We start from the raw sequence: 19,033 nt of genomic DNA on the forward strand, positions 1-19,033 counted from the left end.
CAGCCCCTAGAAGGCGATGTCGGTGGGATTCAGATGCTCCACCATGAAGCCGAACCGGCGGTGAAGGGCCTCGCCGACGCGAAGCCGGTGGCAGAGGTGCGGCGACGCCTCGAAGCAGAGCAGGCAGGCCGGCTTCTCCCGCGCCAGGGCGGCGGCGCGGCTCAGGTCATGCTCCGCCTCCGGAGTCTGCATCTTCGCTTCGACGATCGACCAGAATCGGTCCATGTCGCCCTGGTGGGCGGCGACGCGCCCCTCCTTGGGCGTGCCCAGCCCCTTCAGATGGACGTAGGCGATTCCGGCCTCCTCCAACCCGGCGGACAGCGGCCTCTTGGAGAAGCCGGCGCGGCGGGAGAGGGGCAACTCGCGCACGTCCAGCAGGACGCCGACGCCCCGCGCCTTCAATGCGCGCAGAACGGAGTCGAAGGAGGCACCCTCGTAACCTATGGTGTAGAGCGGCGGGAGGCTGCTCATGACGGGGAGGGCAGGGCGTTGCGGATCATGTATTCCCCGATGTCCTTGGGCTTCACCTTGACGTCGGTCAGCGGCTCGTCGGCGGACATCGCCTTGGCGACGAGAAGGCTGTTCTGCACGTTGGTCAAGGTGATGCGGAAGACGCCGGAGGCGCCTTTCAGCTTCGGGTAGTAGGTCGGATCGATGACCTTCTCCTTGCGCATCAGCCGCTCGATCAAAGCCTCCTCGTCGAGGTCCGGCACCTCCTGGCTGTGGATCAGTCGCCAGTCGCCTTCGCCCGCCCAGCCGGCGTCGATGGCGTTCTTGGCGGCGTCCTTGTCGGCGGCCACGCCCAGCTTGAAGATGTGCTTTCCCTGTCCGACGTCGGACGCCCATTTCGTCAGCGCGGCGCTGCGCGCCACATACACCATGGCCATTCTTGCATGTCCTCACCGGTCAGGCGGCCATGCTGCCGCGAAGCGGCCCGTGAGGCAACCGGAAGGAGGAGGGATCAGGGAAAGGAGGATTGCCGGGACAGCGGCGTGATGAGGATGCGGCTGACGACGTCCTTGCCGAACAGCTTGACGCTCTCCTCGTCGATCTTGCGGCGCAGGGCGGGCATGTTGGCGATGTTGCCGCGGACGATCCATCCCTCCTCGATGCCCAGATAGACCGCGCGCAGCGTGGCGTCGTGCAGCCGCGGGATGGCGACCTGGACCTCACCCAGCCGGGTGGCGTTCGCCACCTCAAGCATCACCTCGATCTGGGTGTAGCGCTCCACCTGCCCGCGCGTGATGATGGGCACCATCACCGGCTTGATGCGGACGGAGGGCGGCAGGGCCGCCGGCCCCTCCGCCGCCCGGGTCGCCGTGGTCGAACCGGCGATGGTAGCGGCGATGAGAAGGGAGCCGAGGAAGGACGCGACCCTGCGCATGGGCGGGCACCGGAAAAATCGATTGGGTGACCCCGATAGTAGGGGCTCGACCGCCCGCCTTCAATGGTGCCCGCTGTAACAAGAGATTCGGCTTATGACCCGGCGTGCCGTTCTCAGGCCGCCTTTTGACCCCCGGCCTGGATCGCCTTCTTGTTCACGTCATTGATTGCCAGCATGTTCAGCTTCTTGTCGGTTTCCTTCTCCTCGTTCAGAGTCTGCTCCAGCAGATCCGCCACCTTGGTGAGCCCGCAGGCGGAGGCGTAGGCGTGGACGGTGCCGTAGCTGGCGATCTCGTAATGCTCCACCTTCTGGGCGGCGGCGATCAGGGCCGCGTCCTGAACCTCCGGGGCGAGACCCATTTCCATGATCTCGCGCGCCTCGCTGATCAGCCCTTCCATCGCGTCGCAGTGCTTGCCGCGGGTGCGGGTGTCCAGCTCGTCGAACACCTGCTCAAGCCGTTCGATCTGGCCGCGGGTCTCCTCCAGATGGGACTCGAAGGCCGCGCGGAGCTGTTCGGAATGAGCCGCCTTGGCCAGCTTCGGCAGAGCCTTGGTGAGCTGCTTTTCGGCGTGGTAGATGTCGCGGAGTTCTTCGATCAGCAGATCCTGCATGGTCTTGGCAGCCATGGTGCCGGTACTCCCTTGCTGTGTTCGTCGTCCGCCAACAACAGGACGTAGCAGACGGGGTTCCGGTGCGGTTGCGCTGTGCTAAGGTGGAATCGGGGCCGGCGAAGGCCGGCGATGGAGAAAAAGCGATGGTGGGCAATCGGGCGCCTGGAAAAGGCCAGACGGCTGGAAACGGCGCGGGAAACGGCGTCGGCGAGGTGCTGTTCGAGTTCCAGCGGGTCGGCAGCTACCTGAAGGTGATGGCCATCGATCCGGTCACCGCGACGGAAGTGTCGGTCGTCGGGCCGGCCACCGGCAGCCTGGAACTGCTGAAGCGGACCGCGATCAGCAAGCTCCAGTTCGTCCTGAAGCGCGACGCGGCCAAACGCTGAGCGGCTCCGGAAATACAGACGCCAAGAAGCGCGCCCTCCCGGCGGGGCGGGGGGCGCGGCTAGTCTTGGCTTCTGCTGATGGTGAGCACTGACATCCCGGTGCCGGACCTGCGGAACCGGTCCGGGGGTGAACTGCTCGACTCCGACTCTAGACCTATGCCGCGCCGTGGGCACTGGTGCATCGGATGTAACGCCGCTAGAAAGCATTCCACGAACGAACGGTCCGCCTGAAACCCGGGACAGCGCTTTCCGGGCACGGCGGTCCTGACCGAATGCGGAGGGAGACGATCGCAATGCGTTGCGTGACGGTCTTGCGGAGAATGCCCGTGCTGTTGAGAGAGACCCTGAAGCCGGCGGCCACGCTGCTGGCGCTCGCCGTGACGCTGCAAAGCCCGGCGTTGCGGGCGGAAACCACCATCATCTGCACGAAGCCCGGCGTCCCGCTCTGCATGAGCGACACCACCACCTTCGTCAGCGCGGACAAGATGGCCGCCTGTCAGTTCGAGGTGAAGGAGTATGTGGACAAGACCATGGACTATCTGCGCTGCCTGAACGAGGAAAACACCAGCACAGGGCAGGAACTGACCCGCAATGTGGACCGGTTCAACTGCCGCCTGTCGGGCCGCAACTGCGGGTGATGCCCGGAGCGGGGCGGGAGCGGGCAGGGAAGGCGCGGCGGCGATTGCAAAGCCCGTCCGCGCGACGGTCCGAATGATCCGGGGCCGGAACGGCATCAGGACGAAGCGACAGGGCAAAACGACAGGGTGAAACGACACAGGGCCGGCTTCCCAACGGGGAGGCCGGCCCTGTTCGTTCAGGACGGTGCTGGCGCTCAGCCGGCCTTGCGGCGCGTCTGGCGACCGGAGCTGCGGCCGAGGCCGATGCGCTTCGCGAACTCGGAACGCTGCGCCGCGTAGTTCGGCGCGACCATCGGATAATCGGGCGGCAGGCTCCAGCGCGCCCGGTATTCGTCCGGCGACATGTTGTAGGTGGAGCGAAGATGGCGCTTCAGCATCTTCAGCTTTTTGCCGTCCTCCAGGCACACGATGTATTCGGGCGTCACCGACTTGCGGATCGGCACGGCGGGCTTCAGGGGCTCCGAAGGAATCTCTCGGGGCTGCGTGTTCAGCCCGGTCAGCGACGAGTAGACCGTGTTGATCACCTCGGGAATCTGCTGCGCCGGCAGAACGTTCTTGCTGACATATGCGGAGACGATGTCCGCGGTCATCCGCAGAAGCTCGTTATCGGGCACATCGGCGCGAAGCTGGTCACTCATTGCCATTAGTCCTGATTTTTCATTTTGTCCCTAGCAACCAAGTTGCACAGCGTGATTTGGGTGTCAATATAATTTCGAAAGCAGCGAATTAAGTTATTTGCGATCTGCATGAAGTTACAAGGCGCCGCAAATCAGATGTCCCTGGAAATGGCCGGCCTGGGGCTGCACTGCCCCGCGTTTAGGCATCGTCTAGTGAGGGGAAGCTAGGCAAGACCATGGGAATCGGGCACCGCAACTGACCGATTCGTGGTGTGAGACCGAATCGCTCAACATGCTTACTGGCCGTTAACGTCAACGGGCGCGGGAAATAGAGAAACATTTGTTCTCGGCATGTATCGCGGGTCATGCCGTGCTTCACCGCGCCGGTACCCCGCATTCCCTCTTTTGCGGTTCTGTGCCCGGCGCAAAGCCCCTGTGCGTTGTGTCCTTCTGGCGGTTCGGGGCGACATCTGGTAGCTTGCGCGCCGTGCCGCCGTCCCCGCCGGGTGTTCCCACCGGGCCGGCGCCATTCGTATTCGTGCACGGAGTTTTTCTTTCATGACCACCATCGCGATCGCGTCCGATCACGCGGGGTACGAGATGAAGGCCCAGATCGCCTCCTGGCTGGCCGGCGCCGGCTACGAGGTGCTGGACCTCGGCTGCAACGGTCCGGAATCGGTGGACTATCCGGATTTCGCCACGGCGCTGGCCGGCGCCATCAACGACGGGCGCGCGGCGCGCGGCGTCTTGATCTGCGGCAGCGGCATCGGTATCAGCATCGCGGCGAACCGCCATCCGGGCATCCGTGCGGCCCTGGTGCATGACGTGACGACCGCCCGCCTCGCGCGCCAGCACAACGACGCGAACGTGGTGGCGCTGGGCGCGCGCATCATCGGCGCGGAGATCGCGAAGGACTGCGTGGACGCCTTCCTGACGACCGATTTCGAAGGCGGTGAGCGGCACAGCCGGCGAATCGCCAAGATGGGATGAGACGGCCCTTCATCCGGCCCGTGACTGCTTTCTGAACCAAGGACCTGCCCTGCCATGACCGTGACCAACGCCGACCCCCGCGCCGAGATCGGCCGCTTCTTCGCCGCCTCGCTCGCCGAGACCGATCCCGAACTGGCCCGCGCGGTGCGCGACGAGCTGGTCCGCCAGCAGGAGCAGATCGAGCTGATCGCGTCCGAGAACATCGTCTCCCAGGCGGTGCTGGAGGCCCAGGGCTCGGTCATGACCAACAAGTACGCCGAGGGCTATCCGGGCCGGCGCTACTACGGCGGTTGCGAGTATGTCGACGTGGCCGAGACGCTGGCGATCGAGCGCGCCTGCAAGCTGTTCGGCTGCGGCTTCGCCAACGTCCAGCCGAACTCCGGGTCGCAGGCCAATCAGGCGGTCAACCTCGCCCTGCTCCAGCCGGGCGACACCATCCTCGGCATGTCGCTGGCGGCCGGCGGTCACCTGACCCACGGCGCCGCGCCGAACCTGTCGGGCAAGTGGTTCAAGGCCGTTCAGTACGGCGTGCGCCGCGACGACCACCTGATCGACTTCGACGAGGTCGAGCGTCTGGCCCGCGAGCACAAGCCGAAGCTGATCATCGCCGGCGGCTCCGCCTATCCGCGCGTCCTCGACTACCAGCGCTTCCGCGCCATCGCGGACGAGGTCGGCGCCTACTTCATGGTCGACATCGCCCACTACGCCGGCCTGATCGCCGGCGGCGTCTACCCGAACCCGTTCCCCTACGCCGACGTGGTCACCACCACCACCCACAAGACGCTGCGCGGCCCGCGCGGCGGCATGGTGCTGACCAACAGCGAGGAGATCGCCAAGAAGATCAACTCGGCGGTCTTCCCCGGCCTCCAGGGCGGCCCGCTGATGCACGTCATCGCCGCCAAGGCGGTGGCCTTCGCCGAGGCGCTGCGTCCGGAGTTCAAGACCTACGCCAAGAGCGTCCTGGACAACGCCCGCGCCCTGTCGAAGGTGCTGATCGAGGGCGGGCTGGACATCGTGTCCGGCGGCACCGACAGCCACATCGTGCTGGTCGACCTGCGTCCGAAGAACCTGACCGGCAAGGCCGCCGAGGCGAGCCTGGAGCACGCCGGCATGACCTGCAACAAGAACGGCGTGCCGTTCGACCCGCAGAAGCCGATGATCACCTCCGGCGTCCGTCTGGGCAGCCCGGCGGCCACCACCCGCGGCTTCGGCGTGGCCGAGTTTGAGCAGGTCGGCCGCCTGATCGTCGAGACGCTGGACGGTCTGGCCGCCAGCAACTCCGGCGACAACGCGGCGGTCGAGGCGAAGGTGCGGGAGGAGGTGCGCGAGCTGTGCCGCCGCTTCCCCATCTACCCGACGCTGTAATCATCAAACCCGACTAGGGGGATAGGCCGGACATGCGCTGCCCGTTCTGCGGACACGAGGACACCCAGGTCAAGGACTCGCGACCGACCGAGGACAACTCGGCGATCCGCAGACGGCGGTTCTGCCCCAGTTGCAGCGCGCGCTTCACCACCTTCGAGCGCGTCCAGCTCCGGGAGCTGACGGTGGTGAAGAGCACCGGCCAGAGGGAGCCTTTCGACCGCGAAAAGCTCCTGCGCTCCATGCGCATCGCCCTGCGCAAGCGCCCGATCGACGCCGACCGCATCGACCGGGTGGTGAACAGCCTTGTGCGCCAGCTCGAATCCTCCGGCGAGAGCGAGATCCCGTCGAAGCAGATCGGCGAGATGATCATGGTGGCGCTCCAGACGCTCGATCAGGTCGCCTACATCCGCTACGCCTCGGTCTACAAGGACTTCCGCGAGGCGTCGGACTTCAACGAGTTCGTCGAGCAGCTCGCCCCCGAAGCCCAGAACGGGTAAGGGCGGGAGCGTCCTTCTTCCTCCCTTTCCCCTCTGGGGAGAGGGGCGGGGTGAGGGGGATGTGCTTTTGCCGAACGGGACCGATATTGCCGGCCCCCTCACCCTAACCTCTCCCCAGAGGGGAGAGGGGATGCAACCATGGTGGGGAGGAGGCGTGCCCATGGCGGACGAAGCCATCCATCCCGACGACATCCGCCACATGCGGGCCGCGCTGGCCCTGGCGGCGCGCGGGCTCGGCAACACATGGCCGAACCCGGCGGTGGGCTGCGTCATCGTGCGCGATGGCGTGGTGGTCGGGCGCGGCTGGACCCAGCCGGGCGGGCGGCCCCACGCCGAGACGGAGTCCCTGGCCCGCGCCGGTGGTGCCGCGCGCGGTGCGACCGCCTATGTGACGCTGGAGCCCTGCAACCATTACGGGAAAACGCCGCCCTGCGCTCTGGCGCTGGTGGAGGCCGGAGTGGCGCGGGTGGTGGTCGCCTGCGGCGATCCCGATCCGCGGGTGGCCGGCGGGGGTCTGGAGCGGCTGCGCGCCGCCGGGATCGCGGTGGACACCGGCGTCTGCGAGGACGAGGCGTGGACGCTCAACGAGGGCTTCTTCCGGCGCATCCAGGACGACCGCCCGCTCTACACACTCAAGGCGGCGACGACGCTGGACGGGCGCATCGCCACCCACAGCGGCCAGTCGCAATGGATCACCGGGCCGACGGCGCGGGCCTGGGGGCACCGGCTGCGCGCCACCCACGACGCGATCATGGTCGGCATCCGCACCGCCCTGGCCGACGATCCGGAGCTCACCTGCCGCCTGCCGGGCTTGGCCCATCGTTCGCCGGTGCGCATCGTGGTCGACAGCCGGCTGCGCCTGCCGCTGACCGGGAAGCTGGCCGTGGGGGCGCGGTCCGTGCCGACCTGGGTCGTCACGCGCGAGGACGCGGAACCCGGCCGTCTGGCCGTCTTCCAGGATTGCGGACTCGAGGTGATCCGCGTGCCCGCCGACTCCGCCGGCCTGCCGGATCTGGTCGAGGCGAGCGCCGCCCTGGCCCGACGCGGCCTGACCCGCGTGCTGGTGGAGGGGGGCGCCACGCTGGCGGCCTCGCTGCTGCGGGCCAATCTGGTGGACCGGCTGGAATGGTTCCGCGCCGCCTCGGTCATGGGGGGCGACGGGCTGCCGGCGGTCCATGCCTTCGGGGTGGATGGGTTGGAGCGCATGGCGCTGTTCCGCCGGACCGACCTGCGTCCGGCCGGCGAAGACCTCGTGGAAAGCTACGTCCGCCGCGGTTGAGCGGCCCGCGAGTCCGCTCCGTCCGGCACCGTGCCGGGCGCAACAGTCCGTTGCGTGCCACGCCGTGCGGATGAATCTTTCACACGATTGAAAACCTGCTAAATTGCCGGCCCATGTTCACCGGAATCATCACCGATGTTGGGCGCGTTCGGGCCGTGGAACGGCAGGGCGACACCCGGTTCACCGTCGAGACCGCCTTCGCTATGGAGACGGTTCCCATCGGCGCGTCCATCGCCAACAACGGCGTCTGCCTGACCGTGGTCGAGAAGGGGCCGGGCTGGTTCGCCGTCCAGGCCTCCGCCGAGACCCTGTCGAAGACGACGCTGGGCGGCTGGGGCGAAGGCACCCGCATCAACCTGGAGCGCGCGCTCAAGGTCGGCGACGAGTTGGGCGGGCACATCGTGTCCGGCCATGTCGACGGCGTCGCCACCGTGGTCGATGTCCGCCCCGACGGCGAATCCAAGCGGTTCACCTTCGAGGCGCCGGCCAATCTGGCGAAGTACATCGCCGCCAAGGGCTCGGTGGCGCTGGACGGCGTGTCGCTGACGGTGAACGAGGTCGATGGTGCGCGCTTCGGCGTGAACATCATCCCGCACACCCAGGACGCGACCACCTTCGGCGCGCTGAAGGCCGGGGATCGGGTGAACCTGGAAATCGATATGCTCGCGCGGTATGTGGCGCGGCTGGCAGGGCAGGAATGACGTCCGAGTTTCACGAGTATCTGTCGCGTCCCGAGGAGATTATCGAGGAGGCGCGCCAGGGCAAGATGTTCATCCTCGTCGATGACGAGGACCGCGAGAACGAAGGCGATCTGGTCATCCCGGCCCAGTGCGCGACTCCCGAGGCCGTGAACTTCATGGCGAAGTACGGGCGCGGCCTGATCTGCCTCGCCATGGACCAGAACCATATCGAGCGGCTGCGCCTGCCGCTGATGGCGCAGCAGAACGGCACCCGCCACCAGACCGCCTTCACCGTCTCCATCGAGGCGCGCGACGGTGTGACCACCGGCATCTCCGCCGCCGACCGCGCCCGCACCATCCAGGTCGCCATCGACCCGACGGCCGGCCCGGACGCCATCGTGACGCCGGGCCACGTCTTCCCGCTGCTCGCCCGCGACGGCGGCGTGCTGGTCCGCGCCGGTCACACGGAAGCCTCGGTGGACATCGCCCGCATGGCCGGCATGACCGCGGCGGGCGTGATCTGCGAGATCATGAACGACGACGGCACCATGGCCCGCCTGCCGGATCTGGTGAAGTTCGCGCAGTTCCATGGGCTGAAGGTGGGCACCATCGCCGACCTGATCGCCTACCGCCGCCGCACCGAGACGATCGTCGAGCAGAAGCTGGCGGCGACCCTGGACAGCCGCTTCGGCGGGCGGTTCCAGATGTACGTCTATGTGAACAAGGTGGCCTACGCGGAACACATCGCGCTGGTGCGCGGCGACATCTCCGGCGACGAGCCGGTGCTGGTGCGCATGCACGCCCTCTCGGTGCTGGACGACGTGCTGGGCGACCGGAGCGCCGCGCGCGACGGGGAGCTTCAGGCCTCCATGGAGATGATCGCGCGGGAAGGCCGCGGCGTCATCGTCCTGCTGCGCGAGCCGATGGCGAACAGCCTGACCGAATCGGTGATGGCGCGGCTGGAAGGCCACGACAACCCGACCCCCGCGCTGCGGGATTATGGCGTCGGCGCGCAGATCCTGCTGGACCTGGGCGTGCGCGACATGGTTCTGCTGTCGAACCGCAAGAAGTCCATCATCGGGCTGGAGGGGTACGGCCTGACCGTGCTCGGCCACCGCCCGATTCCCCTGCAAGACCAGTAACCGCCAGCCGAGCGACCCGAGATGACCGAAAAGCCCCATCTGATGATCGTGGAAGCCCGCTTCTACGAGGACATCGCCGACGAGCTGGTGAAAGGCGCCATCGCCGAGATCGAGAAGGAGGGCGCCACCTATCAGCGCGTCTCGGTCCCGGGATGCCTGGAGATTCCGGCGGCGATCCTGTACGCCCTGCGCTCCATGGACTTCTTCACGGCGCGCAAGCGTTTCGACGGCTATGTCGGGCTGGGCTGCGTGATCCGCGGCGAGACCACCCATTACGACATCGTCTGCAACGAGAGCGCCCGCGGTCTCCAGGACCTCGCGCTGCGCTACGCGCTGGCCATCGGCAACGGCGTGCTGACGGTGGAGAACCGCGAGCAGGCCTGGGCGCGGGCCTCCGTGACGGCCAAGAACAAGGGCGGTTTCGCGGCGCGCGCCTGCCTTGACATGATCGAACTCAAGCGCCAATTCCGCCTCTATCCGCGGTGACCCCGCGGTGCAATTCCTGACTGTATGAGCATCATGAGCAACGACGACGCGGCTGGCCGCGCGAAACAGAAGCGCGGCTCCCGGAACCGGACGGGTGGCGGATCGGCCAAGGCCCGGCGCAAGGCCGCGCGCCTTGCCGCCGTTCAGGCCCTGTACCAGATCGACCTGAACCAGATCGAACCGACCGGCATCGCCGTGGAATCCGTGATCGGCGAGTTCGTCAATCACCGGCTGGGCGAGGAGATCGACGGGGCGAAGTTCGTCACCGCCGACCCGCAGCTGTTCGCCGACATCGTCCGCGGCGCCGCGCACCGCCGGACGGAGGTGGACGGCATGCTGGCCTCGGCGCTGGAGCCGCGCTACGCGCTGGACCGCCTGGAACTGCTGATGCGCGCCATCCTGCGGGCCGGCGCCTACGAGCTGTTCGTCCACAACGACACGCACCCGCGCATCCTCATCAGCGAGTATGTGGACGTCGCGCACGCCTTCTTCGCGGCGCGCGAGCCGGGCATGGTGAACGGCGTGCTCGACCATGTGGCCCGCGCGCTGCGGCCGGACGAACTGGCCCAGCCGGACCCCAGCCGTGACCAGTCCAAAGACCGCTAGGGAAACGACCGGCAAGCCGCTCGGCGAGTTCGGGCGGATCGACCGCTACTTTAGGCCGCTGGCGTCCGGTTTTCCGGGCGCCCGCGGGCTTGCCGACGACGCCGCCGTGTTCGGCGTTCCACCGGACCAGGAACTGGTCGTCACCACGGACGCCATGGTGGCGGGCGTCCATTTCTTCCCCGATGACGCGCCCGGCGACATCGCCGCGAAGCTGCTGCGCACCAACCTGTCGGACCTCGCCGCCATGGGCGCGGCCCCCTACGCCTACACGCTGGTCACCGCCCTGCCGAAGACGGTGGGCGAGGACTGGCTGGCCGGCTTCGCCGCCGGTCTGGGCGAGGATCAGGCCCGTTTCGGAATCGCCCTGGCGGGCGGCGACTCGGTCTCGACCTCCGGCCCGATCACCCTGTCGGTGACCGCCTTCGGTCTGGTGCCGAAGGGCGGGGCGGTGCCGCGCTGGGGCGGGCGCCCCGGCGACCGCGTCTACGTTACCGGCACCATCGGCGACGCCGCGCTCGGCCTGCGGATCGCCTATGGAACGTTGGAGGTGGCCGACGACTCGGCGCGCGCCGTGCTGCTGGGGCGCCTGCGGCGGCCCGATCCGCGGACCACGCTGGGGCCGCGTCTGGTCGGGCTGGCGACCGGCGGACTCGACGTGTCCGACGGTCTGGTCGCGGATCTCGGCCATCTGTGCGAGGAATCGGGCTGCGCCGCCATTCTGGAGTCGGGGCTGGTGCCTCTCTCGGGGGCCGCGAGGTCGGTGATCGGCGACGATCCGGTGCGTTTCGCCATGGCGCTGACCGGTGGCGACGATTACGAACTGCTGTTCACCGCCGCGGACCACTCCGCACCGGCGCTCGCCGCCCTGTCGGCGGAGACCGGCGTTGCGATGACGGCCATTGGCCGTCTCGTGGAGGGACCGGCGGGAGACGTCACGGTGACCGACCCGCATGGGCGGGTTCTGGACCTGCCGACTCGCGGTTGGAACCATTTCTAAACGCGCCATTATCCCGCGACTCCGCTTAACGCAATCGAAAGCAGGGCGGCGCTAGGCTCGGCCCGTTCCGTTTCCGGGAAAGGGTGGGCGTGATCAAGGCCGTCATATTGCTGGTTTTGGGCCTGCTGCTGCTGGGCGGCGCGGGCTTTGGCGGCTGGATGATCTACAACAAGTATTTCGTCGAGCATGACGAGTCGGCCCCCAAGAAGGAGGAGCCGCCGCCCAAGCCGCCGACGGGATTCGTCCGCATGGCCCCCCTGGTCGTTCCGGCCATCGGCACGCGCAAGGTCGAGCAGTTCGTGACCGTGGTCGTCACGCTGGAGGTTGTTCTCGACAAGGTTCCCTATGTCCAGGCCCGCCAGCCGCTCGTCTTCGACCGCTGCCTGTCGGCGCTCTACGCCGGCGTCGACGACCGGTCGGTGATGACCGGAAACTTGGTCAACATCATTGCCGTAAAAGAAAAACTCGCCGCCGCGGCCGCGAAAGTGGTGGGCGAGGGCGTGGTGCAAAATGTTCTTGTTCAGGTGGTTACACAGCGCAATTTGTAACCGTTCTTAAAAAATCCTATCCGAAAGTCAGGAGCGCCTCGGCCAAATCGCCGCGCCTATTCGCACGTGGCGGCTGTTGCATTGTGCCATTCTCTTCGGCATCCTTTTCGTGAACAACTCGCCCGTCATCCACCTTCGTTTGTACGGGTCGTTTTCACGACAAGGCGGTAATCGGGCCCGAAACCATAAGAATTTGGGGGAACCGATGGCAGCAGCGTTCGTCATCATCATCGCCAGCGGCCTGTTGGCCCTGGCGTATGGGTACTACGCGGGCAGACAAGTCATGGCGGCCTCCGCCGGTTCCGACCGCATGCAGGAGATCGCTGCGGCCGTGCAGGAGGGCGCCCGAGCCTATCTGAATCGCCAGTACACCACCATCGCCATCGCCGGCGTGGTCCTTCTCATCATCCTCGGCGCGTTCCTCGGCCTGCATGTGGCCGTTGGCTTCCTGATCGGATCGGTCCTGTCGGGGGCCGCCGGCTATGTCGGGATGAACGTGTCGGTGCGGGCCAACGTGCGCACGGCCCAGGCGGCGACCCAGGGGCTGGCCCCGGCGCTGGACATCGCCTTCAAGGCGGGCGCGATCACCGGCATGCTGGTGGTCGGGCTGGGCCTGCTCGGGGTGGGTGTCTATTACGGCATCCTGACGATGATCTACCGCGTGACCGACCCGATCGAGGTCCGCGCCGTGCTGGAGGCCCTGGTCGCCCTCAGCTTCGGCGCCTCGCTGATCTCCATCTTCGCGCGGCTGGGCGGCGGCATCTTCACCAAGGGCGCCGACGTCGGCGCCGATCTGGTGGGCAAGGTCGAAGCCGGCATTCCGGAGGACGATCCCCGCAACCCCGCGGTGATCGCGGACAATGTCGGCGACAATGTCGGCGACTGCGCCGGTATGGCCGCCGACCTCTTCGAAACCTACGCCGTCACCATCGTCGCCACCATGCTGCTGGCGGCGATTTTCTTTTCGGGCGAGGTGATCCGTCTGCTGCTCGTCTACCCGCTGGTCATCGGCGCCGTCTGCATCGCCGCCTCCGTCGCCGGCACCTTCTTCGTCAAGCTGGGCAGCAACAACAACATCATGGCCGCCCTCTACAAGGGCCTGGCCGCCACCGCGGGCATCTCGCTGGTGCTGATCCTGATCGTGACCGCGATCATGTTCGGCTTCACCCGGCCCATCCCCCTGAACGGCGGCGGCTACGTCACCGGCGGCAACCTGTTCGTCTCGTCCCTGGTCGGGCTGGGCGTGACCGGCCTGCTGGTGTGGATCACCGAATACTACACCTCAACCGCCTTCCGGCCGGTGCGCAGCGTCGCCCGCGCGTCGGAGACCGGGCACGGCACCAACGTGATCCAGGGTCTGGCGGTGTCGATGGAGGCGACGGCGCTTCCCGTCCTGGTCATCTGCATCGGCATCATCATCGCCTATGGGCAGGCCGGCATCTTCGGCATCGGCATCGCCGCGACCACCATGCTCGCCCTGGCCGGCATGGTGGTGGCCCTGGACGCCTACGGCCCGGTGACCGACAACGCCGGCGGCATCGCGGAAATGGCCGACATGCCGAAGGACATCCGCGTGACGACCGACGCGCTGGACGCCGTCGGCAACACCACCAAGGCGGTGACCAAGGGCTACGCCATCGGCTCGGCCGGTCTCGCCGCGCTGGTGCTGTTCGCCGCCTATGTGCAGGATCTGAAGCACTATTTCCCGAACGTGACGGTCGAGTTCCGGCTGGACGATCCCTATGTGGTCGTCGGGCTGCTGATCGGCGGCCTGCTGCCCTATCTGTTCGGGGCGATGGGCATGACCGCGGTCGGCCGCGCCGCCGGATCGGTCGTGGTGGAGGTGCGCCGCCAGTTCCGCGAGATCAGCGGCATCATGGAGGGCACCGCGAAGCCCGACTACGGCCGCGCGGTGGACATGCTGACCCGTGCCGCGATCAAGGAAATGATCATTCCGTCGCTGCTGCCGGTGCTGGCGCCGGTGGTCCTGTACGTCGTCATCGCCGCCATCGCCGGTCAGGCGCAGGCTTTCGCCGCCTTGGGCGCCATGCTGCTGGGCACCATCGTGACGGGGATCTTCGTCGCCATCTCGATGACCTCGGGCGGCGGCGCCTGGGACAACGCCAAGAAGTACATCGAGGAGGGGAACCACGGCGGCAAGGGCTCCGACGCGCACAAGGCGGCGGTGACCGGCGACACCGTCGGCGACCCGTACAAAGACACCGCCGGCCCGGCGGTCAACCCGATGATCAAGATCACCAACATCGTGGCGATCCTGCTGCTGGCGATCCTCGCCCAGATTGGCTGACAGGGCATTGATTGGCAGGGCATTGATTGACAGGGGATCGGCTGATCCCGAATCGATGCCAAAAGAAAAGCCCCGCGGAAGCGGGGCTTTTCGTGTCTCTGCAAACCGGTTGGCGTCAGCGGCCGGGGCCGCGGTTGCGTGAGTCCTTGGCGGAGAAGCGCCCGACGTTGCCGAGCATCTGTTCGAGGAAGCTCATCTCGCGCCCGGCGGTCGGGGTGCTGCGGTCGACGATGTCGATCCGCTGGCCGTCGGTGGCGTCGAGCTGCTTCATCTCCTTCACCACGCCGGCGTCGTCGAAATGGACGACGACGACGCGGCGCTCCATCACGCTCGGCTCGAAGAAGGCGAGCTTCTCGGTCTTCTGGCCGATGTAGTACCAGACATTCTGGTCGAAGGTTCCCACGGAGGTCGGCGTGCCGAGAATGTCCGCCACATCCTCCCGTCGCGACTGGCCGGCCTTGATCTCGGCGATGCGGTCGGGGTCCGCCATGTTGCCGCGGGTCGCCACGGTGGGCGAGCACGCGGAGACGGCGAGACCCAGAAAGGCGAAGGCGCACAGCGCCGAAGGAATCGATCTCGTCATGGTGCTCAGGCTATGATGGCGCGGGCGGACCGCCGGACCCTTGCGGCAGGCCGGACTCCGCCCGCAATGCCGGGACAATCGCATCGCGCGGTTTGTCCTGTCAACGAAACTCCGAGCGAGAGAGAAACCGTGCTTGACCGCCTGTTCCGGCGCCGGCGTGAAGCCCGCGCCGTCGCCGATTTCTATCTCACCATCGCGGCGCAGGCCCGACAGCCGGCCTTCTACCGTGACCTTGGCGTTCCCGACACGCTGGACGGGCGCTTCGACATGGTGGTGCTTCACGTCTTCTTGGTGATGCGCCGCCTGAAGGGGCAGGGGGCCGCCGCGGCGGACCGCTCGCGCCTGCTCTTCGAGGCGATGATCGACCATTTCGAGAAGTCGCTGATGGAGCAGGGGGTGGGCGACAGCGGAGTCGGTCGGCGCATCAAGACCATGGCGCGCGGCATCGCCGGCCGGATCGAGGTCTACGACCGCGCGCTCGCCGACGAGGGTGGTCCGGCCTTGGAGGTCGCGCTCGACAACAACGTCTACGGCACGGCATCGGAGGTGCCGCCGCGCCAACTGGCCGTCCTGGCGGCCTATGTCCGGCGCGAGGCCGCCGGGCTGGAGGCGCAGCCTCTGGAGTCGCTGATGGCCGGTGAGGTCCGCTTCGGCCCGCCGCCCGGCGCCGGGGCGGACTGACCGGGTCCATCGAGTCCCTCCGTCATCCGGACCCGTCAATTGGACTTGCCTTTCCCGGCGTCCGAATTCATCTGACACTGAGACGAAGGCGCCCGCCGCAGAACGGGCGCTGTGACAAGGAACTGCCAGACATGCGCAACGCGTCCCCAAACTCCGCCGGCCCCGCGCCGGAATTCTCGCGCATCGTCCGCGCCGACGCCGTCCATCGCGACGGCGACCTGATCGAGACCATCGAGGCGACGGAGGCCGAGCGCAAGGCGCTGGCCGAGCGGTTTGAACTGGAGGAAATCGGACGGCTGACCGCCCGGGTCCGCCTGCGCTCCGTGCGCGGCGGCCAGATGGTGCGCGTCGAAGGGGAGGTGGAGGCCGACGTGGTGCAGACCTGCGTCATCACGCTGGAACCGGTGCCCGCCCAGGTTTCCGACCGGTTCGGCGCGCTGTACGCGCCGGAGTCGATGGTGACCGGCGAGGACGACGAGATCGAGATCGACCCGAACATCGCCGAGGAGGATATTCCGGAGGCCATGACCAATGGGCGTATCGACATCGGTGAGCTGGCCGCCCAGCATTTGTCCCTGGCGCTCGACCCCTATCCTCATGCAGAAGGCGTGGCGTTCGACGGATACAGCGAAGGCGAAGACGAGGAGGAGGGCCCGGCCCCCGCCGATGATGATGCCGGCGCCGATCCGGAGAAGCCGAACCCGTTCGCCGCGCTGGAACGTCTGAAACGACAGAATTGAGGGCGGAACGGGCTTGCCCTTCGGGGGCAATTGCCGTATTGAATGCCGCTCGCGTCAGGCGGCCCCTCTTCGGGCCGCCTTTTACAATGAAGAGAGTTTACGGCCATGGCTGTTCCGAAGAAGAAGACCTCCAAGTCGCGCCGCAACATGCGTCGCTCGCACCACGCTCTCCCGACCTCGTCCTACGCCGAGTGCTCGAACTGTGGCGAGCTGAAGCGCCCGCACCATGTCTGCGGCTCTTGCGGTCACTACGACCAGCGCGAAGTGGTTCAGAGCGCTCCGGCGGCCTGATGGCGGTTTGGTTGGCCGCCCTACGTCCTAGCCAGGGAGCCTGTCCGCGGTGAGCCAGCGCCTGACCATTGCCCTTGATGCCATGGGCGGTGACAAAGGACCCGACATGGTGATTGCCGGGGCGGATATCGCCCGCGAGCGTCACCCGCAGGTGCATTACCTGCTGTTCGGGGACACCGCCCGCATCGAGCCGCTGCTCGCGCAGCGGCCCGCCTTGAGAGCGGTGGCCGAGGTGCGCCACACCCCGGACGCCGTGGCCGGCGACGCCAAGCCGTCGGTCGCGCTGCGCGCCGGACGCCAGTCGAGCATGCGTCTCGCCATCGATTCGGTGGCGGGCGGGCAGGCCGCCTGCGTGGTGTCCGCCGGCAACACCGGCGCGCTCATGGCCATGGCCAAGTTCGTGTTGAAGACGATTCCCGGAATCGACCGTCCGGCGATCGCCTCCTTCTTCCCGACCCTGCGGGGGGAGAGCGTCATGCTCGACCTCGGCGCCAACACCGAATGCCAGCCCGAGAACCTCGTGCAGTTCGCCGTGATGGGCGCGGTCTTCGCGCGCACCGCGCTGAACCTGTCCGAGCCGACCATCGGCGTGCTGAACATCGGTTCGGAAGAGGTGAAGGGGAACGAGGTGGTGCGCGCCGCCGCGACCCGTCTGCGCGAGATGCCGCTGCCGGGGCGTTTCCATGGCTTCGTCGAGGGCAACGACATCGCCACCGGCACGGTGGACGTGATCGTCACCGATGGCTTCACCGGCAACGTCGCCCTGAAGACCGCCGAAGGCACGGCGAAGCTCTTCACGGAGTTCCTGCGCCGGACGTTCCAGTCCTCCTGGACGGCGCGTCTCGGCTACCTGCTGGCCCGCGGGGCCTTCAAGCGCTTGAAGCAGCGCACCGATCCGCGCCGCTACAACGGCGCCATGTTCCTTGGCCTGCGCGGCGTCTGCGTGAAGAGCCACGGGGGCACCGACGCCATCGGGTTCGCCAACGCCATCGGTGTGGCCTACAATCTGGCGGCAAACGGTTTCAACGACCGAATCAAGGAAGAGATGCAGCGTCTCGGCGACGCCAAGCCTCTTCCCGACACGAAGGCGGCGGCGGTCTAACATCATGGTCAAGCGTTCCCGAGTTCTCGGCTGCGGTTCCTATCTCCCGGCCAACGTCGTCACGAATCGCGACCTCGAAGCCCGTGTGGACACCTCGGACGAGTGGATCGTCCAACGCACCGGCATCAAGTCGCGCCACATCGCTGCCGACGGGGAACTGACCTCCGACCTCGCCATCGCCGCGGCGGCCCGTGCGCTGGAGCATGCCGGGGTGGACGCCGCCAGCATCGACTGCATCGTGCTGGCGACGACGACTCCGGACAACACCTTCCCGGCCACCGCGACCAAGGTGCAGGCGGCTCTGGGAACCAAGGGCTTCGCGCTGGACATCCAGGCGGTGTGCGCCGGATTCGTCTACGCCATGTCCATCGCCGACAACTTCATCCGCATCGGTCAGGCCAACCGCGCCCTGGTCATCGGCGCGGAGACCTTCTCCCGCCTGCTCGACTGGAAGGACCGCACCACCTGCGTCCTGTTCGGCGACGGGGCGGGGGCCGTGGTGATGGAAGGCTACGACGCCGCCGGGACGTCGGCGGACCGCGGCGTGTTGTCCACCCACCTGCATTCGGACGGCGCCCAGTACGGGCTGCTCTACGTCGATGGCGGTCCTTCGACCACAGGGACGGCGGGGTATGTGCGGATGAACGGCCAGGACGTGTTCCGCCACGCCGTCAGCAAGCTGTCCTCGGTCGTCGAGGAGGCTCTGGCCGCCAACGGCCTGGAGCCGTCGGCGGTGGACTGGCTGGTGCCGCATCAGGCCAACCAGCGGATCATCGACGGCATCGCCCGCAAGCTGAAGCTGCCGACCGACAAGGTCGTGCTGACGGTGGACCGCCACGGCAACACCTCCGCCGCGTCGATCCCGCTGGCGCTGTGCGAGGCGGTGCATGACGGCCGCGTGAAGCGTGGCGACCTGATCCTCATGGAGGCCATCGGTGGCGGCCTGACCTGGGGTGCGGCCATGGTGCGCTGGTAGGCGGCGCATCCGCCTTGCTTCTCCGGATGGCTGCGTTTGCTGCGCTGCTCACGACGACGCGATCCAAGCTTTTGAATTGACCGGGTTCTTTCCCCGGATTACGGTTTTTCCCCTATGGTTTCGGGG

At 67.4% G+C, this 19,033-nt stretch carries 24 protein-coding genes; 18 read left to right on the plus strand and 6 right to left on the minus strand.

Going from position 1 to position 19,033, the window contains the following annotated elements; translation table 11 throughout:
- Positions 1 to 6: 6 nt before the first annotated feature.
- From TSH58p_RS17330 to TSH58p_RS17345, 4 genes are all read right to left on the minus strand, one after another.
- A complete protein-coding gene (locus TSH58p_RS17330) occupies positions 7 to 471 on the minus strand; it encodes a DUF488 family protein (protein WP_109068237.1) in 465 nt (154 codons plus the stop codon).
- Positions 468 to 887 carry a hypothetical protein gene (locus tag TSH58p_RS17335; RefSeq protein ID WP_109068236.1) on the minus strand — a complete coding sequence of 140 codons (420 nt, stop codon included), beginning with the start codon at positions 885 to 887 and terminating at the stop codon, positions 468 to 470. The genes TSH58p_RS17330 and TSH58p_RS17335 overlap by 4 nt, the downstream gene beginning before the upstream one ends.
- A 74-nt stretch (positions 888 to 961) precedes the next feature.
- Positions 962 to 1,384: a hypothetical protein gene (locus TSH58p_RS17340; RefSeq protein ID WP_109068235.1), complete on the minus strand. Its 423-nt coding sequence runs from the start codon at positions 1,382 to 1,384 to the stop codon at positions 962 to 964.
- Positions 1,385 to 1,497: 113 nt separating this feature from the next.
- Positions 1,498 to 2,010, minus strand: a complete 513-nt coding sequence (locus TSH58p_RS17345) for a ferritin-like domain-containing protein (RefSeq protein ID WP_109068234.1) — start codon at positions 2,008 to 2,010, stop codon at positions 1,498 to 1,500.
- 128 nt (positions 2,011 to 2,138) lie between these two features.
- Between TSH58p_RS17345 and TSH58p_RS17350 the strand changes: the two genes are divergently transcribed.
- Entirely contained in the window at positions 2,139 to 2,381 is a 243-nt protein-coding gene (locus TSH58p_RS17350) for a hypothetical protein (protein WP_109068233.1), read from the plus strand.
- 326 nt (positions 2,382 to 2,707) lie between these two features.
- The gene (locus tag TSH58p_RS17355; RefSeq protein ID WP_247873842.1) at positions 2,708 to 3,019 is read left to right on the plus strand and encodes a hypothetical protein; all 312 of its coding nucleotides are present in this window, start codon (positions 2,708 to 2,710) and stop codon (positions 3,017 to 3,019) included.
- A gap of 194 nt (positions 3,020 to 3,213) precedes the next feature.
- Here TSH58p_RS17355 and TSH58p_RS17360 read toward each other — a convergent pair whose 3' ends face one another.
- Positions 3,214 to 3,657, minus strand: a complete 444-nt coding sequence (locus tag TSH58p_RS17360; RefSeq protein ID WP_014240726.1) for a MucR family transcriptional regulator — start codon at positions 3,655 to 3,657, stop codon at positions 3,214 to 3,216.
- Between the two features lie 537 nt (positions 3,658 to 4,194).
- Here TSH58p_RS17360 and rpiB point away from each other — a divergent pair.
- The 11 genes from rpiB (at position 4,195) to TSH58p_RS17415 (ending at position 14,534) form a co-directional block, all read left to right on the plus strand.
- On the plus strand, positions 4,195 to 4,626 hold the full coding sequence (gene rpiB, locus TSH58p_RS17365; RefSeq protein WP_109068232.1) for a ribose 5-phosphate isomerase B: 432 nt from the start codon (positions 4,195 to 4,197) through the stop codon (positions 4,624 to 4,626).
- 54 nt (positions 4,627 to 4,680) lie between these two features.
- Positions 4,681 to 5,991, plus strand: a complete 1,311-nt coding sequence (gene glyA, locus TSH58p_RS17370; RefSeq protein ID WP_109068231.1) for a serine hydroxymethyltransferase — start codon at positions 4,681 to 4,683, stop codon at positions 5,989 to 5,991.
- Positions 5,992 to 6,023: 32 nt separating this feature from the next.
- Positions 6,024 to 6,488 carry a transcriptional regulator NrdR gene (gene nrdR, locus TSH58p_RS17375; RefSeq protein WP_014240731.1) on the plus strand — a complete coding sequence of 155 codons (465 nt, stop codon included), beginning with the start codon at positions 6,024 to 6,026 and terminating at the stop codon, positions 6,486 to 6,488.
- A gap of 160 nt (positions 6,489 to 6,648) precedes the next feature.
- A complete protein-coding gene (gene ribD / locus TSH58p_RS17380; RefSeq protein WP_109068230.1) occupies positions 6,649 to 7,767 on the plus strand; it encodes a bifunctional diaminohydroxyphosphoribosylaminopyrimidine deaminase/5-amino-6-(5-phosphoribosylamino)uracil reductase RibD in 1,119 nt (372 codons plus the stop codon).
- Positions 7,768 to 7,880: 113 nt separating this feature from the next.
- Positions 7,881 to 8,468: a riboflavin synthase gene (locus TSH58p_RS17385; RefSeq protein ID WP_109068229.1), complete on the plus strand. Its 588-nt coding sequence runs from the start codon at positions 7,881 to 7,883 to the stop codon at positions 8,466 to 8,468.
- The gene (gene ribB, locus TSH58p_RS17390; RefSeq protein WP_109068228.1) at positions 8,465 to 9,589 is read left to right on the plus strand and encodes a 3,4-dihydroxy-2-butanone-4-phosphate synthase; all 1,125 of its coding nucleotides are present in this window, start codon (positions 8,465 to 8,467) and stop codon (positions 9,587 to 9,589) included. The genes TSH58p_RS17385 and ribB overlap by 4 nt, the downstream gene beginning before the upstream one ends.
- A 21-nt stretch (positions 9,590 to 9,610) precedes the next feature.
- Positions 9,611 to 10,075, plus strand: coding sequence for a 6,7-dimethyl-8-ribityllumazine synthase (locus TSH58p_RS17395; protein ID WP_014240735.1), 465 nt, complete (start codon positions 9,611 to 9,613; stop codon positions 10,073 to 10,075).
- Between the two features lie 33 nt (positions 10,076 to 10,108).
- On the plus strand, positions 10,109 to 10,681 hold the full coding sequence (gene nusB / locus TSH58p_RS17400) for a transcription antitermination factor NusB (RefSeq protein WP_035674576.1): 573 nt from the start codon (positions 10,109 to 10,111) through the stop codon (positions 10,679 to 10,681).
- Complete coding sequence (gene thiL, locus TSH58p_RS17405; protein WP_109068227.1) at positions 10,659 to 11,678, plus strand: thiamine-phosphate kinase; 1,020 nt, start codon at positions 10,659 to 10,661, stop codon at positions 11,676 to 11,678. The genes nusB and thiL overlap by 23 nt, the downstream gene beginning before the upstream one ends.
- Positions 11,679 to 11,767: 89 nt before the next feature.
- Entirely contained in the window at positions 11,768 to 12,226 is a 459-nt protein-coding gene (locus TSH58p_RS17410; RefSeq protein WP_247873841.1) for a hypothetical protein, read from the plus strand.
- A gap of 205 nt (positions 12,227 to 12,431) precedes the next feature.
- On the plus strand, positions 12,432 to 14,534 hold the full coding sequence (locus TSH58p_RS17415) for a sodium-translocating pyrophosphatase (RefSeq protein ID WP_109068225.1): 2,103 nt from the start codon (positions 12,432 to 12,434) through the stop codon (positions 14,532 to 14,534).
- A gap of 115 nt (positions 14,535 to 14,649) precedes the next feature.
- Here the strand turns inward: TSH58p_RS17415 and TSH58p_RS17420 are convergent, their stop codons facing one another.
- Complete coding sequence (locus TSH58p_RS17420) at positions 14,650 to 15,117, minus strand: outer membrane protein assembly factor BamE (protein WP_109068224.1); 468 nt, start codon at positions 15,115 to 15,117, stop codon at positions 14,650 to 14,652.
- Between the two features lie 129 nt (positions 15,118 to 15,246).
- Here TSH58p_RS17420 and TSH58p_RS17425 point away from each other — a divergent pair, with 129 nt between their 5' ends.
- The 5 genes from TSH58p_RS17425 (at position 15,247) to TSH58p_RS17445 (ending at position 18,907) form a co-directional block, all read left to right on the plus strand.
- A complete protein-coding gene (locus tag TSH58p_RS17425) occupies positions 15,247 to 15,798 on the plus strand; it encodes a ubiquinol-cytochrome C chaperone family protein (RefSeq protein WP_109068223.1) in 552 nt (183 codons plus the stop codon).
- Between the two features lie 131 nt (positions 15,799 to 15,929).
- On the plus strand, positions 15,930 to 16,538 hold the full coding sequence (locus TSH58p_RS17430) for a DUF177 domain-containing protein (protein ID WP_109068222.1): 609 nt from the start codon (positions 15,930 to 15,932) through the stop codon (positions 16,536 to 16,538).
- A gap of 105 nt (positions 16,539 to 16,643) precedes the next feature.
- Positions 16,644 to 16,829 (plus strand): 50S ribosomal protein L32, encoded by a 186-nt coding sequence (gene rpmF, locus TSH58p_RS17435; RefSeq protein WP_014240744.1) that lies wholly within the window; start codon positions 16,644 to 16,646, stop codon positions 16,827 to 16,829.
- A gap of 49 nt (positions 16,830 to 16,878) precedes the next feature.
- The gene (gene plsX, locus TSH58p_RS17440) at positions 16,879 to 17,931 is read left to right on the plus strand and encodes a phosphate acyltransferase PlsX (protein ID WP_094302201.1); all 1,053 of its coding nucleotides are present in this window, start codon (positions 16,879 to 16,881) and stop codon (positions 17,929 to 17,931) included.
- Positions 17,932 to 17,935: 4 nt separating this feature from the next.
- Positions 17,936 to 18,907, plus strand: coding sequence for a beta-ketoacyl-ACP synthase III (locus TSH58p_RS17445; protein ID WP_109068221.1), 972 nt, complete (start codon positions 17,936 to 17,938; stop codon positions 18,905 to 18,907).
- Positions 18,908 to 19,033: the final 126 nt, after the last annotated feature.

Origin of the sequence: Azospirillum sp. TSH58, from assembly GCF_003119115.1 — a bacterium.
Taxonomy (GTDB): Bacteria; Pseudomonadota; Alphaproteobacteria; order Azospirillales; family Azospirillaceae; genus Azospirillum.